Raw genomic sequence first — 16,653 nt, forward strand, 5'->3', positions numbered from 1 at the left:
CGCAGCTTCTGGAGGGTGGTCGGGCGAAGGTTCAGGTCGGTTGCGTTTCGATCGAACCGGACAGCGGCGCGGGCGCCACTTCCCTGACGACGAACAGGTAGACGAGCGCCGCGGCGAACGCGACGCCCGCGCTGATCAGCAGCGCATTGACGAACGAGTGCGTCTGATCGACGACGATGCCCGTGATGACCGGCGCGAACGAGCCGCCCAGATAGCCGCCGAAGTTTTGCATGCTGCCGAGCGACGCCACCAGATGGCGCGGCGCCGCGACGCTGACGAGCGCCCACGCGCTGCCGCTCGACAGGTTGACGAACAGCATCGCGAGCGACACGTAGACGATGGCGAGCGTCGTGCTCGGCGTGTACGCGGCCGGCACCGTGAACGCCGCGGCGCCGACGAGGCCGATGCACAGCGGCCACTTGCGACTGCGGATCGGCGCCATGCCGCGCTTGAGCAGGGCGTCGGCGATATAGCCGCTGCTCGCCATGCCGATCGTACCGAAGATATACGGAATCGACACGAGCCAGCCGGTGTGCGCAATGCTCAGATGCCGCTCGTTCTCGAGATAGCCCGGCAGCCACGTCAGATACAGCCACACCATGTAGATCACGCCCATGAAGCCGAAAATCATGCCCCACGTGTTGCGCAGCTTGAAGAGCGCGCCCCATTCGGCCCAGCTCAGACCCTGCGGATTTTCCGCGACGTTGGCGCCTTCGTTGAGGTGCGCGGTTTCTTCTTCGGTCAGCGCGATTTCGCTGCGATTGCGATAGACCATGTACCACGCTACCGCGACGATAACGCCGAGCACACCCATGATGACGAACATCGTTCGCCATCCGAAAGAAAGCATCAGCACGGTGAGCAGCGGCGGCGCGATCATCGGCGCGACGGTCGACGAGGAAATGAACGTGCCGATCGGTGCGCCGCGTTCGCGCACCGCGAACCATTCGTTGACGACCTTCGCGCCGGCGGGAAAGAGCGGCGCCTCGGCCACGCCGAGCACGACGCGCGCGCTCAGGAAGTGATTAAGCGTCTGAATGAAGCCGCCCGCGACCTGCGCGACCGACCATACGAGCATGCCGAGCCCGAGCATCACGCGCGAGCCGAAACGATCGAGCAGTGCGCCGACCGGCAACTGCGCGAACGCATACGAAAGAGAAAACGCGGACAGCAGCAAACCCATCTGCGAGGCCGACAGATGCAGTTCCTCGCTCACCAGATGATTCGCGATCGACAGCGTGCTGCGATCGAGATAGTTGACGATGCCCGCAACCGTCAGGAAGACGACCGCGACCACCTGGATCCGTTTCAGACGCTGTGACTTCTGAAGCATGTTTGTCTCCTGCGCAAGGTGTCCTGCCGATGTAGGAATGGTGCTGCCATGCCGCGGTTTTTCTACAAGATTTTTCTGCAAGCTCGCCGGTGGGCGTCAATAGGTCGAGCGCCCTCCCGACAGATCGAAGATCGCACCCGTGCTGAACGAGCAGGAATCCGAACAAAGCCACAGCACGAGTTGCGCGACTTCTTCGACGGTGCCGAGCCGCTTCATCGGGCTCTTGTCGATCATCGTTTGCACGTGTTGCGGCGACATCTGTTCGAGCAGGGTGGTTTGCACCGCGGCGGGTGCGATGCCGTTCACGAGAATGCCGGTCTGCGCGAGCTCCTTGCCGAGCGATTTGGTCATCGCGATCACGCCGGCTTTCGCCGCGCTATAGGCGGACGCATTCGGCGTGCCTTCCTTGCCCGCAAGCGATGCAACATTGACGATGCGCCCGGCGTTCGCGCGCCGCATCGCCGGCACGACGAAGCGGCTCACGTGATAGGTGCCGAGCAGGTTCACGTCGATCACGCGCTGCCATTCGAGCGGATCGTATTCGTCGAGCGGCAGCGTCGGCCCCGCGAAACCCGCGTTGTTGACGAGGTAATCGATGCGGCCGTAAGCGTCGAGCGTCGCGGCGAGCGCGGCCTCGATCGACGCGGGCTGCGTGATGTCGACCTCGAAGTGGCGAGGCACATCGGGCGTGTCCTCGGCGCCCGGCACGCGGTCCCAGTTGAGCGCTACCGCGCCATCGCGCGCGAAAGCCTCGCAGATCGCGCGGCCAATGCCGGTGGCCGCGCCGGTCACGACCGCGATGCGCCCGGAGAAATCGTATCGGGCGGCGCGGGTACGCATGGCGGGCGCGCTCATCGGATGAACTGGTCGACGTAGTCCTCGCCGAGACCGACCGCCGCGTAGTGCTTGCGGCACATGTCGATCTTTGTGAACACGTCCTCGTAGCCGGTGTAGTTGCCGTACGGGTCGCAATAGAACATCACGCCGTTGACCTGAAAATACGTGATCATTTCCTCGACGTCGTCGGGCACGTAGAGCGTATGCGTTTCGCCCGGCGGCTCGTATACGTAGCTGCCTTCGGTGGCGACCCAGTCGTGCTCCAGGTAACGCCAGCGGCCCTTGAGCACCATGCCGTGCACGCTCTGCGGATGACGATGACGGCTCAGCACGCCCGACTTGCGCACGCGCAGCAGATTCATCCAGTAACCCTGCGACGCATTCAGACACAGCGGCCGGAACGACACGTTTTCGGCTTGCGGCACCCACACGCGCTCATCGGTCGGAATGGCGAAGGGCACGACGATTTCCTGCTGCGCTTCCTTGGGGAACGGCAACTGGTACGGCGTCATCTCGGAGCGATTGGCCTCGGGCATGGGAGTTCCTTGTGAAATTACCGAATGTCCACAATGTGGATATAAAGTCCACCATATGGCTATTATCGGAACCCCTTCCGGTGAGGTCAATCCTGGGGAAATCACGGGGCCGAGATGAAAAAGCGCGGAAAAAAGATCTGTGCAATCCTCGCCGCAAACGTGTGTGATGTACGGATAAGCCTGCAAAACAGGACTCGCGAGCGCCTTCTGCGGTGCTTTCAGATCGCTCACTATCTTTAAGACTGCTTTAAGTGGGGGCCACTACATTACGCATCCACCTCGTAACCCATCGCAACAATCTCCCACTATGACCACCAAGAAATATTGGCGCGGCAGCGCGGCAGTCTGCGTCGTACTCGCGATCGGCGGCGCCTATACGCTTAGCCATCGCAATGCCGATGCATCCGTCAGCGATGCGCAAGGCCCGGTGTCATCGCTGCGCGCGGCATCGGACATCATCGGGTCCCGTTCGTCCGCGCCGGACTTCTCCGGCATCGTGTCGCGCTATAGTCCGGCGGTCGTGCATATCGGCGTGAAAGAGGCCGTGTCCGTCGATGAAAACGGCGAACGCAAAAGCGGTGGCGAAGCGCTCGGTTCGGGCTTCATCATCAGCCAGGACGGGTACATCCTGACCAACAACCATGTCGTCGACGGCGCGAGCAGCGTGAGCGTGAAACTCACGGACGGCCGCGAATTCCGCGCCCGTGTGATCGGCAAGGACAAGACCACCGACGTCGCCGTGGTGAAGATCGAAGCGACGAATCTGCCGACCGTGAAGATCGGCAATCCCGACAACAGCAAGGTCGGCGAATGGGTGGTGGCAATCGGCTCGCCGTACGGCTTCGACAGCACGGTGACCTCGGGCATCATCAGCGCGAAATCGCGCTCCTTCTCGGACGACAGTCCTATCCCCTTTATCCAGACCGACGTGCCGGTCAATCCCGGTAACTCGGGTGGTCCGCTGTTCAATCTGAACGGCGAAGTGATCGGCATCAACTCGATGATCTATTCTCGCACCGGCGGCTTCCAGGGCCTGTCGTTCGCGATTCCGATCGACGCGGCCATGCACGTGAAAGACCAGCTCGTGAGTACCGGTCACGTGACTCGCGGCCGTATCGGCGTGGGCGTGCAGCCGCTTAGCGCCGAGCAGGCGAAGAAGCTCGGCCTCGATTCGGCGGCCGGCGCGCTGGTCGGCTCGGTCGATCCGAGCGGCCCCGCACAGGCGGCCGGCTTGCGGCAGGGCGACGTGATCGTCGCCGTGAACGGCAAGCGGATCGGCAACACGACTGAACTGGTCGGGCAGGTCGCGCAACTGTCGCCCGGTACCGACGCGACGCTCAACGTATGGCGCAATGGCGGCGAGCGCAAGCTGTCGATCACGGTGGGCGCGCAGTCGTCCGACGTGGCGTCGGCCGAACCGCGCATGCAGCAGGAGCCTCGGCAGCAACAGGGCCGTCCGCGTCTCGGCGTGGCCGTGCGTCCGCTCAGCGAAGACGAGCAGCAGGAAGCGTCGTTGCCGGGTGGCGTGATCGTGCAACAGGCCACAGGCCCAGCCGCCGAGGCCGGCATCGAGGCCGGCGACATCATCGTTGCGGTCGACGGCAAAGTGATTCACGGCGTCGAGCAACTGAAGCGCATGATCGCCCAGGCCGACGACAGTGTGTCCCTCACCGTCGTGCGCAATGGCGAAGAAGCATCGGTCGACGTCACGCTCGGCTGACCGGTTTGACCCTCCGGCGCAATGCCGGCGGCGGGCACGACGCCCAGGAAGCGCGCGTGCCTCGATCAATTGGGCGGATGCGCTCCGTTCACCTGTGAGGTTCGCTGCGACGTGCCTTGCACCGTAGTGGGCGGCACGTCGCCTGACGCATCAGGCGTACGAGGCGCATCGGGGCCGCCACCCAGTGCAACATACAGCGATACGCCATTCTGCAAAGCGGTCGCGCGCAACTGGATCAGTTGCTGCTCGGCCGAGAACAGATTGCGGCGCGCGTCCACGACCTCGAGATAGATCGAGATCCCGTTCTCATAGCGCAATTCGGCTGTTTCGGCGAGTTGCCGCTGCGCCTCGACGGCCTGCTCCTGCGCCGCGATCTGTTCCTTGTAGCGCTGCCGTCCGATCAATGCATCGGATACCTCACGAAATGCGTTCTGCACGGTGCGCTGGTAATCGGCCACCAGTTCGTCGCGCCGTGCGCGCGCCTGCGCCAGTTGCGCCTGACGTTGACCCGCATCGAAAATCGGCATGCCGACGAGCGCACCGACCGACCACGCCTGCTTGCCGGGCACGAACAGGTCGCCGAGTTCCGGCGACACGTAGCCGAAGCTGCCCGTCAACGCGATACGCGGGAAGAAGTTCGCGCGCGCCGCGCCGATATCGGCATCCGCCGCGCGCAGTTGCTGCTCGGCCTGCTGGATGTCGGGACGATTGACGAGCAGCCCGGACGGCAACCCCGGGTCGAGGTCGCCGAACTGCCTCGCGTCGGCGATCGGCGTTGCGAGCGGCAGCGTATCGCCAAGCGGTCCGCCGACCAGCACTTCAAGCAGATTGCGCTGCTGCGCGGTGGTCCGCTGCAACTCCGCGAGCTGCGTCTGCGCTTGCGTGACGAGCACGGCGGCCTGTTCGTAATCGACCGTCGACGTAACGCCCGCATCGAGCCGCAGCTTCGCGACATCGAGCGCATAGCGGCGCGTTTCGAGCGTACGCTGCGCGAGTTCGACGCCTTCTTCGCCCGAGCGGATCGCGTAGTAGTTCGCCGCGACGTTGCCGATCAGCGACAGACGAAACGCGCGTTGCGCCTCGACGCTCGCGAGATATCGGCGGCGGGCCGCCTCGCTCATGTTGCGCACGCGTCCCCAGAAGTCGAGTTCGAACGACGTCACCACGGCTTGCACGTTGTACTGATTGAATTTGACCGATACGTCGGTGTTGTCGAACTCGGGGTCGATCGAGCCGAGCGGAGCCTTGGTGCGCGTGGCGCTCGCATTGGCATTGACGTGCGGCAAACGCGCGGCGTTCTGGATGCGATAAAACGCCTGCGCCTGCTCGATGCGCGCCATCGACGCCGCGAGATCGCGGTTGTGCTGCAACGCCGCCTCGATCAGCAGCTTCAGTTGCGGATCGGCGAAGAAGGTTTGCCAGTCGATCTCGCTGGCGAGATGCGTGGTAGCCGGATTGACCGTCTCCATCATGTCGAAGTGATCGGCAATCGGCAGATCGGGCTGCTGATACCTCGGCGCAAAATTGCAGGCGGCCAGCGAACAGCAGAAAAGCGGAAGCATCAGGCGCGTAGGCAAGTTCCTGTAGGGGCGCTTACGCATCGCGTGACCCTCCGCTTAATTCTCCGGCTCCCGGCACGGGTGCCGACGCGGGTGTCGGAGAATCGTCGTCGCCGAGATCGACAGGCCGTTTCTTGCGGCTCAGCCAGCGGCGCGTAGCCACATAGAACAGCGGCGTGAAGAAGATGCCGAACAGCGTCGCCGTCAACATGCTGCCCATCACGCCGGTGCCGACCGCGCGCCGGCTCGCCGCGCCCGCGCCGGTCGCGAGCACGAGCGGCAGCATGCCGAGCACGAACGTGACGCTCGTCATCAGGATTGGACGCAGGCGCTGTTGCGCGCCGTTCTTCGCGGCCGTCATCGCATCCTTTCCTTCGGATTCCTCCTTGATGGCGAACTCCACGATCAGAATCGCGTTCTTCGCCGCGAGCCCGATGATCGTCACCAGCCCGATGTTGAAGTACACGTCCGCGGAAAGGCCCCGCAGCATCGTCAGCAGCACCGCGCCGATCACGCCGAACGGAATGATCAGCAGCACCGCCACCGGAATCGCCCAGCTCTCGTAGAGCGCCGCGAGCAGCAGGAACACGACCACGAGCGAGAGCCCGAGCAGCATGCCGATCTGGCCGGCCGCCTGTTTCTCCTCGAAGGCGGTGCCGGTCCATTCGTAGGTGAGATTGCCGGTCAGCACGTGCGAGGCGATACGCTCCATCTCGGCGATCGCCGCGCCGCTCGAACGGCCCGCAGCGGCCTGGCCCGACAGCGTCGCGGAGGGAAAGCCGTTATAGCGTTCGAGCTGCTGCGGCCCGGAAATCCAGCGCACGCGCGTGAACGCCGAGAACGGCACCATTTCGCCGCGGTTGTTGCGCAGGCGCAGCGAGGTCACGTCCTCGGCGCGCATGCGCTGCTCGGCATCCGCTTGCAGCAGCACGCGCAGTACATTGCCCTCGAATACGAAGTCGTTCACGTAGTTCGAACCGAACGTCAGCGCGAGCGCCTGATTGACCTGGCCGATCTGCAAACCGAGCGCGCGCGCCTTCACGCGATCGATATCGACGTAAAGCTGCGGCGCTTCGGGCATGCCCTCGGTACGCACGCCTGCGAGCAGGGGACTTTGCGATGCCTCGATCATCATGCGCCGCGCGGCCTGCTGCAGCGCTTCGCCGCCAACGCCGCTGCGGTCCTGGATCTTCATCGTGAAGCCGGTTGCATTGCCGAGCGATGGAATCGGCGGCGGATCGAGCGCGAAGATGACGGCCTCGGGAATCTGCCGGAACGCGGCATTTGCGCGGCGCACGAGCGCGCTGGCCGAATTCGCCTCGCCGGAGCGTTCGTTCCAGGGCTTCAGATCGACGAACGACATCGCCGCCGATTGCCCCTGGCCGAAGAAGCTGAAGCCGGTTACCGAAGCGACGTTGCGCACCTGCGGCTGTTGCCGCAAGAACGCCTCGACCTGATCGACCGCGCGTTGCGTGCGCTGCTCGGTGGAACCCGGCGCGCCGGTATACGTGACGAAGATATGCCCCTGATCCTCGGTCGGCAGAAAACCGGTCGGCAGGCGTACGAAGAAATACGCGGTGATTACGCAGGCCGCGACGAACACGAGCAGCCAGCGCAACGGCGAGCGCAGCATCGAATCGACGCCGCCGATATAGCGGCCGGTGCCCGCGTCGAGACCGCGATTGAAGCCGTCGAATACCCGCTGCAGTAGACGCGAGGCCGCGTTTTTCGGCGGCCCGCTGGCCTCTTCGCTGCGCAGCAGTGCCGCGCACAATGCTGCGCCGAGCGTGAGCGCCAGCAGCGTCGAGAGTGTGATCGACACGGCCAGCGTGACCGAGAACTGCCGGTAGATGCCGCCCGTCGAGCCGGGGAAAAACGCCATCGGAATGAACACGGCGACGAGCACGAGCGTACTCGCGATCGCCGCGCCCGAAATCTGGCCGATCGCCTTGACGGTCGCGCGCGGCGCGCTGCGTTTTTCCTCGCGCATGATGCGCGCAACGTTTTCGACGACGACGATCGCATCGTCGTTGAGGATACCGATCGCGACGACCATGCCGAACAGCGACAGGATGTTGATCGACAGCCCGAACAGATAGAGCCCCGCGCAGGTGCCGATCAGTGCGATCGGCACGACGATCGTGGGAATCACGGTCGCGCGCCAGTCCTGCAGGAACAGGAACACGACGACGGTCACGAGCAGCAGCGCCTCGACCATCGTCTGCATGACGCCGTGCACGGAAGTCGTGATGAACGGCGTGGTGTCGAACGGCACGGTCCACGTCATGCCGCGCGGGAAGGTCGGCTCCAGCTCGGTCATGCGCTGGCGCACCGCCCTGGCAACCGCAAGCGCATTGGCACCGCTCGCAAGCTGGATCGCGATGCCGGCCGACGCCTTGCCGTTCACGGTCAGCCGGTTGCCGTAGCTGTCGTTGCCGAGTTCGACGCGAGCGACGTCGCCGAGGCGCACGGTCGAACCGTCCGGATTGGCGCGCACGATGACCTCGCGGAACTGCTCGGGCGTCGAGAAGCGGCTTTGCGTGACGATCTGTGCAGTGAATTCGGAGCCCGGCGCAATCGGCTGGTCGCCGAGGCCACCGCCCGCGGTCTGACTGTTCTGTTCCTGGACCGCCTGCAACACCTCGCTCGCGGAGAGACCGAAGCCCGCGAGCTTGCGCGGATCGAGCCAGATTCGCATCGCGTACGACGAGCCGAAAAGCTGCACGTCGCCGACGCCGTCGATGCGGCGCAACTCGTTGACGATATTGTTCGACGCAAAGTTGCCCATCGCGACCGCGTTGGTGGCGCCGTCGGTCGCCTGCAGCGCGAGCAGCATCAGGAAGCCGGATGAAGCCTTGGTCACGCTCACGCCGATCTGCCGGACTTCGAGCGGCAGACGCGGCTCGACACGGCTCAGGCGGTCCTGCACCTGGCTGCGCGCGATGTCGAGATTGGTGCCGGGCTTGAGCACGACCGTGATCTGCATCGTGCCGTTGGCGCGGCTCACCGACGACATGTAGAGAAAATTCTCGATGCCGTTCATCTCGTCCTCGATGATCGAGGTGACAGTGCGTTCGAGCGTGCGCGCATCGGCGCCGCTGAAGACCGCCGAGATGCTCAGCGATGGCGGGGCAACATCGGGATACTGCTCGACCGGCAGCAGCGCAACCGCGATCCCGCCGAACAGCACCGTGAAGAGGGCGATGACCCACGCGAAGACCGGACGGGCGACGAAGAATCGATTCATCGGCGGGCCCGTCAGTGCGTGATCGAAGCGGCGGCGGGATGGGCGGCCGGAGGGTCCGCGGCTGCGGCCGACGCTGGTGGCCCGTCGCTTACGGGCCGTGCCTCGACGCGCTGACCCGGCTGCACCTTCTGCCAGCCATCGACGATCAGACGCTCGCCGGCCTTGAGCCCATCGCGCACGGTCCAGCGGCCTTCGCCCTGTTCGCCGAGATCGACGTTGCGGCGAACCACGGTGCCGTCGTCGGCCACGAGCGCGACGCTCGCCACGCCGTTATCGAGCTGCACCGCGCGCTCGGGAATGCGGATGCCGCGCAGATTGCCCGCCGCGATGATGCGCCCGCGCACGAACTGCCCCGGCAATAGCGTGCGCGCAGGATTGGCGAATTGCGCGCGCACGGTCTGCGTGCCGGTGGACGGATCGACGACGAGATCGGCGAAGTCGAGAAAGCCGCGCTCGCTGTAGACCTGGCCGTTGGCGAGAATCAGTTGCACCTCGACGTGCTTCATGTCGGTCGGCTTGCGCGCGCCCGACTGGATCTGCTGCTCGATGTCGAGCGTTGCCGTGTTCGACTGCGTGAACACGGCGTTGATCGGCGTAAGCTGATTGACCTGGGTGAGCAGGGTGGCCGCGCCCGCGCTCACCAGCGCGCCTTCGGTGACGAGCGCGCGGCCCGCGCGCCCGGCGATCGGCGTGCGCACGATGCAGCGGTCGAGCCGTAGCTGCGCCAGCGAAACGGCTGCCCGAGCATCGGCAACGTTGGCCTGGGCCTGCTGCTGCGTCGCGAGCGCGGCGTCGTATTCCTGCGCACTCACCGCATGGCGGCCGACGAGCAGCTTGAAACGATCGACAACCGAGGCTGCGTTGTCGCGTACGGCGGTCGCACGCGCGAGTGCCGCCTGCGCCTGCTGCAATTGCGCGCGATAGTCGCTGGGGTCGATCTGGAACAGCGGCGCGTTGGCCGCGAGATCCGTGCCTTCCTGGTAGAGCGTGCGCTGAACGATACCGTCGACGCGCGCGCGAATCTCCGCGGTGCGCACCGCCTCGATACGGCCGGGCAGTTCGACCACATCGGCGACAGGCGTAGTCGAGATCGTTTCGACGAGCACGGGGAGCGGCGGCATCGATGCGGCGGTGGGGGCTTCCTGCCGGTCGTTGCAACCGGCAACGAGTAGCGGCAAACCCGCGATCAGAAGCAGTACGGCACGACTACGCAGACGGTATGCGGAGCAGAGCAAGAGAGACTCCTCGTGAAGGCACTACTCTTTTTTACGCGTGAGATCGACTACGGTTTAACGGCGTTATGCTTGATTGCGCCAGGCGCTATTGAACAGCAGGCGGACACGACAATGCCCGAAAAGATTTCCGTTGATCGTACATTGTCTGGATAACTTGTCAATTTATTTTGGGTGTTGCGAGTTGAATGAACTCGCAACAGGAGAGATGTCATTGAATTCACAATTAAGTAAATTTCACAAGAAGCGGCAATAAGTTCACAAATGAGAACTTTGCATGACGATGCTTTTTAAATGGATTTCTGTGAGTTTTTTCTCGCATGCAAATGGCACGCCACCCGAGCGGCTAAATACAGAAGTGTGCCGACAAATAGCGTGGCCAGTTCCCAGTAGAGCAGCAAGACGAGTACTTCCATATCGTCGGGATTGGCAAGCTCGTCGTTGCCTGTAGCAGACAGAAGCGATGAACCTATCCACCGAGTCCGGCATATTGAAAGGCAATCTGTCGATTACATAGGTCAGTTGCCATCCGCCTATCATGGATAGCGCAACGAGAACCGGAACGGCCAATATCTTCGTGGCAATTTTTCTCATATATTTTGCAGCGGTACGGAAACCGGTCAATGTGCCTCTTATATTGATTCAAAAAACTGCCTGGCCGGATTTACCGTTCATTGACGCGTCGACAACGGCACTCCTGCTTTCAAGCAGCAAGTCGTGGAGTGCGCAGAGTAGGGCAAGGTAGAGATAAGAAAAATCGGAAAACTCTGAAAAATTGCAGAGCTAAGTATTCTGCCGATTTCGGTTGAACGACCAACCTCATAAGAAGCACAAGAAAAAGAGCCAGGCGCAGCACTTTCCGCAAACGCCCGGCCCCCAATCGCTCACCGGCGCCGCTCCGGATTCCGCAGCGCCGAATGATTGCGCCCATACGACAGATAAATCGTCATCCCGATCACGAGCCACACGACGAGCCGCAACCATGTAATGAGCGGCAGCCCCACCATCAGCAGCAGACAGAACAGGATGCCCAGCACCGGTACGACCGGCACGCCGGGCACGCGGAACGGGCGCATCGCGTTCGAATCGCTGCGGCGCAGATAGATCACCGCGCCGCACACGAGGATGAACGCGAACAGCGTGCCGATGCTGACCATCTCGCCCAGCACGCCGATCGGCGTCAACGCGGCGACCACCGCAACGACCGCGCCGATCAGCATCTGGCTCAGATACGGCGTCTGCAGACGCGGATGCACGTTCGCAAAGAGCGGCGGCAGCAAGCCGTCCTGCGACATCGTGAAGAAGATGCGGCTCTGTCCATAGAGCAGCACGAGAATCACGGTCGTCAGCCCCGTCAGCGCGCCGATCTTGATCAGGATCGCGAACCAGTTCAGGCCGATCGCGTCGACGCCTTTCGCGATCGGATCGGGAACGTTCAGATCGGCGTAGGGCACGAGCCCGGTGAGCACGCCCGCAACGAGGATATAGAGCACCGTGCAGATGACCAGCGAACCGAGGATGCCGATCGGCATGTCGCGTTGCGGCTGTCGCGCTTCCTGCGCGGCAGTGGACACCGCATCGAAACCGATGAACGCGAAGAACACCACGGCCGAGCCGCGCAGAATGCCGCTCATGCCGAAGCTGCCGAACTGCCCGGTATTGGCCGGAATGAACGGATGCCAGTTTTCGGGCTTGATGAAGAACACGCCGATCGCAATGAACGCCACCACCACCACGAGCTTGATCGCGACCATCACGTTGTTGAGCCGCGCGGATTCTTTGGTGCCGAGCACGAGCATCGTCGTGAGGATCGCGACGATGAGCACGGCCGGCAGATTGACGAGGCCGGTGACGCTCGAACCGTCGGCGAGCTTGACGACGGTGCCGGGCGCGGCGGCGAGAGCCGGTGGAATGTTGATGCCCACGTTGCGCAGCAGACTCACGATATAGCCCGACCAGCCGACCGCGACGGTCGCCGCGCCCATTGCATATTCGAGGATCAGGTCCCAGCCGATGATCCACGCGAAGATCTCGCCGAGCGTCGCATAGGTGTACGTGTAACTGCTGCCGCACACGGGCAGCATCGCCGCGAGTTCCGAGTAGCACAGGCCGACGAACGCGCACGCGATGCCGCCCAGCACGAACGACAGCGTGATGCTTGGGCCTGCGAATTGTGCGGCGGCCGTGCCGGTTAGCACGAAAATGCCCGCGCCGATGATCGCACCGATGCCCATTGCCGTGATGCTGGCCGCGCCGAGCGTTTTCGACAGCGCGTGGGCGCCTTCCACGTCGGCGCTTCCGACGATATCGGCGATGGTCTTGCGCGCCATGTAATTCGTATTGGCCATGATGATCGTCCCGTTCAGATGATGATGGGTCACGAACCGGCCCGGCTTGCGTCGGCTCGCGAAGCACGGCAAACAACATCCGTTCCCGAGGAACGGCAGCGGTAAAGCAGAAGCAAGCCCGATGGAAGAAGGTTGAATTCAGTGTATGCCGGATTAAAAGCAAAGGGAAATATCCGCGGGTTTTATCGACAGCGAAAAGACGCGGGAGATGTTCTATCGTGGCGTATTTGATGCACGGCGAGAATCTGGATTCGCGGATTGCGATTACAAGCTCTCCTATTGATTAAGTGGATTATTGCAATGTGCACTTGCGGAATTCACGGAAAGAAGAGGGCACGCGATCCTTGTTATAGCGGAACACATGGGTGCGCCCGCAGCGCAGCACTACGCAACGATCGTGACAGGCGGCTTCAAGAACGAGTGAAGCAGCAAGACACGACTGCTACCTTCGTGCCTGACGCGCTATCGCGATACCGGTCTTCGCAACGGACTGAAGCGCGAAACCATCCGTCGTCTCCTCACCATCAACACACGTCGCGACCGCTGCGGCATGCGCCGCGAAACACGGTAAAGCGTTTTCCCCATTACTTTACGAATGCCTGACACTTTCACGCCCCAGTCATGTTTATTAAACGAAATCGTTATATTTCACACTGATAATGCCGCCCATCGCGATATTCCAAATGGATTGCGCTGCCTTTTCGTAACCGGACCGGGAGACCGTTCCCGTTGACGAGGCCGTTGTCCGCCCAGTTTATTCATGTAGTTTCAGATCAATAAGAATGAATTAACGGAATCTGGCGGCGTAACGTACGCCGGATATTTTATTTTTAATAGGGCAATTGGGTATGTTAAATAAAATACGGCTTGGGGCGGTAGGAACACTTACCACATTAATCCTGGCGGGGTGCGGGGGCAGCACGAACAACACGGCTCCGTCGTCGCCGTCATCGCCGCAGGGCGGATCGCCGACCTCACCTGGCGGGTCGACCACGACGCCGCCGTCGGGTGGCTCGACGACCCCGCCGGTCGCGCAGTCGCTGACGCAATACGTCAATCCGCTGATCGGCACGGCGCCGGGCACTTCGCCGACGCCGACCGCGCACGGCGCGGGCGGCAACACGCTGCCGGCGGCCGGACTGCCGTCGGGCATGGTGCAGTGGGGGCCCGATACCAATACGACGCCGGCTTCCAGCTCCACCGCCGAACCGGGTTCGCCCTCTGGCTACTACTACGATCTCAACTCGATCGCGGGTTTCAGCCTGACGCACATGAGCGGCACCGGCGGGCAGGGCAACGACGGTGAAATTCCGTTCGTCGCGACCACCAGCCTCGCGAATCTGACGCCGACGTTCTCGCACGCGAACGAGACGGCCAAGCCCGGCTACTACGCCGTCGCGCTCGACAACTCGGTGAAGGTCGAGCTGACCGCCACGCTGCGCACGGGCTTCGGGCGCTTCACGTTCCCGGCGAACAACCCGGCGTTCATCCATATCGACACCACCCGCACCAATACGCTGCAATCGACGACGGGCCAGATTACCCAGATCTCGAGCACCGAAGTCGCGGGCTATACGGTGGGCGGCAATTTCGAAAGCTCGTCGAGCCGCGTGCCGGTTTACTTCTACGCCGAGTTCAGCCAGCCGATCCAGTCCTCGACGGTCAGCGCCGGCGTTGCCGACCTGTCCTTCGCGCCGGGCGCGCAAGTGCTCGTGAAGGTCGGCATTTCGTACGTCAGCATGGCCAATGCCAAGCAGAATCTCGACACCGAGAATGCCGGCTGGGACTTCGACGGCATCAAGAATGCCGCCGACACGGCCTGGAATCAGCGCCTCAGCACGATCGCCATCACGCCGAGTTCGAGCGACTCGATGACCAACTTCTACACGGCGCTCTACCACGCGCTGTGGGCGCCGAGCATCTTCAGCGACACGAACGGCCAGTACCTCGGCTTCGACGGTACGGTCCACACGGTCGCCAACGGCCAGAACGCGCAGTACACCGGCTTCTCGAACTGGGACGTCTATCGTTCGCAGATGCCGTTGCGCGCAATGCTGTTCCCGACCGAGACGAGCGACATGGTGCAGTCGCTGCTCAACGACGCGGACCAGTGCGGTGCGATTCCGCGCTGGGTCAACGACAACTACGATTCGGGCACGATGGTCGGCGACGGCGGCACGAACATCGTGGCGACCGCGTACGCGTTCGGAGCGCAGAAGTTCGACACGACCGGCGCGCTGAATCACATCATGGCGCAGTTGAACACGAACAACCTGGCCGTGTGCAAGAACTCGGGCGGCAGCACGATCGGCGTGAACGGCGGGCGGTCGACCTATCTTAAGTTCGGCTACATCACGTCGGGCGAAAGCGCGATCGCGTCGTCGAGCCTCGAATACAACCAGACCGATTTCGCCGCCTCGCAATTTGCGGCCGCGCTCGGCAACACGTGGATGGCGAAGCAGGCGCTGGGCCGTTCGGCCGGCTGGCAGTACTCGATCGACACCGCCGATACGCCGCCGCTGCTCACCGCGCGTACGACGGGCGGGGCATACACGAACGAAACCCAGAGCAGTACTGACAATTACGAGCAAGGCAGCGCGGAGCAGTACACGTGGATGGTGCCCTGGAATCTTTCCGGACTCGTCTCGCTGCTCGGTGGCAACAGCACGGTGCAGACACGCCTCGACACCATGCAGACCCAGCTCAATGCCGGCAACGGGTCGCCTTACCTGTACATCGGCAACGAGCCCTCGTTTGCGATTCCCTGGGTGTACAACTGGGCTGGCGCACCGTCCAAGACGTCCGACCTGATTCAGAAAATCGTCACGACGCAGTTCGCGGCGACGCCGGGCGGTCTGCCGGGCAACGACGATATGGGCGCGATGTCGAGCTGGTATGTCTGGGCGATGATCGGCATGTATCCGGAAGTCCCCGGCGTGGCGGGTTTCGCATTGCATAGCCCGCAGGTTGCAGCAGCCACGATCACGCTGGAGAACGGCAAGCAGATCAAGATCACGGCTCCTGGCGCACCGAACTCGAACTACGTGCAGTCGCTGATGGTCAACGGCAAGGCGGCCAATGCGCCGTGGCTGTCGTTTGCCGACGTCTCGAACGGCGGCTCGCTCGCCTATTCGATGGGCAGCTCGGCATCGAGCTGGGGTACCGATCCGTCCAATCCGCCGCCGTCGTTCGGTCTGCCTGAATACACGAGCCTCGCCGACGCCTTCAACAACCAGGGCTTCAGCCTCGACGGCAGCAGCGCTACCGCCGGTACCGGCGCGGCATTCGACGGCAGCCTGAACAGCCTGTCGACGACGGCCCTCGCGGCAGCGATCGGTTCGTCGGGCAGCGTGACGACGCTCGGCGCAACGTTCTCGTTGCCGGTCAACCTGACGCAGAACCAGCAGTCGCTCGATAACGTGGTCGTGGCCGGTCAGACGATCGACATGCCGGCCGGTTCGAAGGGCTCGAGCCTCGTGTTCCTCGGCGCATCGGGCAACGGGCCGAGCACCGGCACGGTGACGGTTTACTACACGGACGGCACGAGCCTCTCCGCATCGCTGACGCTCGACGACGGCACGTTGAATGGCGGCGGCGGCACGCTGACGAATACGGCCGCGGTGACGATGACCTATCGCAACAACGCGTCGGGTGCCCGTGACAACACGAAGAGCTATCTGTTCTCGCAGGCGATCGCGATCGACCCGACCAAGATCGTGCAGAGCGTGACGCTGCCCGCGAATGTCAGCGCCGGCAAGATGCACGTTTTCGGCATCTCGGTAGCGGGCTGATGGAAATACGCGTATCCGGCCATGATGACGGTTTGATTGACGTCATGACG

At 63.1% G+C, this 16,653-nt stretch carries 9 protein-coding genes; 2 read left to right on the forward strand and 7 right to left on the reverse strand.

The features are described 5' to 3' along the window. Positions 1-31: 31 nt before the first annotated feature. The 3 genes from F3J19_RS13195 to F3J19_RS13205 all read right to left on the reverse strand — a co-directional run bounded on the left by F3J19_RS13195 (position 32) and on the right by F3J19_RS13205 (position 2,706). Positions 32-1,333, reverse strand: a complete 1,302-nt coding sequence (locus tag F3J19_RS13195; protein WP_167041920.1) for an MFS transporter — start codon at positions 1,331-1,333, stop codon at positions 32-34. Positions 1,334-1,429: 96 nt separating this feature from the next. Next, positions 1,430-2,173, reverse strand: a complete 744-nt coding sequence (locus F3J19_RS13200; protein ID WP_167041922.1) for an SDR family NAD(P)-dependent oxidoreductase — start codon at positions 2,171-2,173, stop codon at positions 1,430-1,432. Between the two features lie 11 nt (positions 2,174-2,184). After that, a complete protein-coding gene (locus F3J19_RS13205) occupies positions 2,185-2,706 on the reverse strand; it encodes a 2,4'-dihydroxyacetophenone dioxygenase family protein (RefSeq protein ID WP_167041924.1) in 522 nt (173 codons plus the stop codon). Positions 2,707-3,013: 307 nt separating this feature from the next. Between F3J19_RS13205 and F3J19_RS13210 the strand changes: the two genes are divergently transcribed. Next, entirely contained in the window at positions 3,014-4,426 is a 1,413-nt protein-coding gene (locus F3J19_RS13210; protein ID WP_167041926.1) for a trypsin-like peptidase domain-containing protein, read from the forward strand. A gap of 65 nt (positions 4,427-4,491) precedes the next feature. On the opposite strand, the gene F3J19_RS13215 is transcribed toward F3J19_RS13210, so the two are convergent. The 4 genes from F3J19_RS13215 to F3J19_RS13230 all read right to left on the reverse strand — a co-directional run bounded on the left by F3J19_RS13215 (position 4,492) and on the right by F3J19_RS13230 (position 12,812). After that, positions 4,492-5,988 carry an efflux transporter outer membrane subunit gene (locus tag F3J19_RS13215; protein WP_240158919.1) on the reverse strand — a complete coding sequence of 499 codons (1,497 nt, stop codon included), beginning with the start codon at positions 5,986-5,988 and terminating at the stop codon, positions 4,492-4,494. Between the two features lie 31 nt (positions 5,989-6,019). Beyond that, positions 6,020-9,232, reverse strand: a complete 3,213-nt coding sequence (locus F3J19_RS13220; RefSeq protein ID WP_167041932.1) for a multidrug efflux RND transporter permease subunit — start codon at positions 9,230-9,232, stop codon at positions 6,020-6,022. An 11-nt stretch (positions 9,233-9,243) separates the two neighbouring features. After that, on the reverse strand, positions 9,244-10,467 hold the full coding sequence (locus F3J19_RS13225) for an efflux RND transporter periplasmic adaptor subunit (RefSeq protein WP_167041935.1): 1,224 nt from the start codon (positions 10,465-10,467) through the stop codon (positions 9,244-9,246). 881 nt (positions 10,468-11,348) lie between these two features. Further along, positions 11,349-12,812, reverse strand: coding sequence for an amino acid permease (locus tag F3J19_RS13230; protein ID WP_167042008.1), 1,464 nt, complete (start codon positions 12,810-12,812; stop codon positions 11,349-11,351). Between the two features lie 848 nt (positions 12,813-13,660). On the opposite strand from F3J19_RS13230, the gene F3J19_RS13235 reads away from it, so the two are divergent. Then, complete coding sequence (locus F3J19_RS13235; protein WP_167041937.1) at positions 13,661-16,603, forward strand: GH92 family glycosyl hydrolase; 2,943 nt, start codon at positions 13,661-13,663, stop codon at positions 16,601-16,603. Positions 16,604-16,653: the final 50 nt, after the last annotated feature.

It is taken from the genome of Burkholderia sp. Ax-1724 (assembly GCF_011752995.1).
Classification (GTDB): domain Bacteria; phylum Pseudomonadota; class Gammaproteobacteria; order Burkholderiales; family Burkholderiaceae; genus Paraburkholderia.

Bases quoted from the DNA above. Each gene is read 5' to 3' on its own strand.
- F3J19_RS13195 (WP_167041920.1), bottom strand. From the start codon at position 1,333: ATGCTTCAGAAGTCACAGCGTCTGAAACGGATCCAGGTGGTCGCGGTC.
- F3J19_RS13235 (WP_167041937.1), top strand. From the start codon at position 13,661: ATGTTAAATAAAATACGGCTTGGGGCGGTAGGAACACTTACCACATTA.
- F3J19_RS13230 (WP_167042008.1), bottom strand. From the start codon at position 12,812: ATGGCCAATACGAATTACATGGCGCGCAAGACCATCGCCGATATCGTC.
- F3J19_RS13220 (WP_167041932.1), bottom strand. From the start codon at position 9,232: ATGAATCGATTCTTCGTCGCCCGTCCGGTCTTCGCGTGGGTCATCGCC.
- F3J19_RS13215 (WP_240158919.1), bottom strand. From the start codon at position 5,988: ATGCTTCCGCTTTTCTGCTGTTCGCTGGCCGCCTGCAATTTTGCGCCG.
- F3J19_RS13205 (WP_167041924.1), bottom strand. From the start codon at position 2,706: ATGCCCGAGGCCAATCGCTCCGAGATGACGCCGTACCAGTTGCCGTTC.
- F3J19_RS13200 (WP_167041922.1), bottom strand. From the start codon at position 2,173: ATGCGTACCCGCGCCGCCCGATACGATTTCTCCGGGCGCATCGCGGTC.
- F3J19_RS13210 (WP_167041926.1), top strand. From the start codon at position 3,014: ATGACCACCAAGAAATATTGGCGCGGCAGCGCGGCAGTCTGCGTCGTA.